This window comes from Neobacillus drentensis (assembly GCF_036962765.1).
In the GTDB taxonomy this organism is placed as follows: domain Bacteria; phylum Bacillota; class Bacilli; order Bacillales; family Cytobacillaceae; genus Neobacillus; species Neobacillus drentensis_C.
Map to the genome: position 1 here is coordinate 1 of NZ_JBALOS010000349.1, position 381 is coordinate 381.

The 381-nt window shown below is 43.0% G+C and carries 1 protein-coding gene; it reads left to right on the top strand.

Annotation, left to right across the window (positions count from 1 at the left end):
• Window positions 1-381: glutamate synthase-related protein (locus tag V7137_RS29075; RefSeq protein WP_335701284.1), on the top strand; the 381-nt coding region annotated here is incomplete at both ends.

The window sequence follows — 381 nt, forward strand, 5'->3', positions numbered from 1 at the left end:
TATGGGTGTTGATTATATTGCCATTGATGGCGGACAAGCAGCCACACTCGGTGCCCCGCCTATTTTATCTGACGACGTTGGAATCCCAACTCTGCATGCGATTGTCAGAGCTGCTAATTATCTAGAAAAGAAAAACATGAAGGGAAAAATTAGTTTAATTGCCTCTGGAGGACTCCTAGTACCTGGACATTTTTTAAAAGTGCTCGCCCTCGGAGCCGATGCAGTATATGTAGGCTCCGCTATGTTATTTGCCGTCTCACATCCTCAATCATTGAATGCCATGCCGTTTGAACCGCCTACACAAGTTGTTTGGAATCAAGGGAAATTCAAGGATCAATTTAAGATTGAAGAAGGGGTAAAATCAGCAGAGAAATTCTTAAC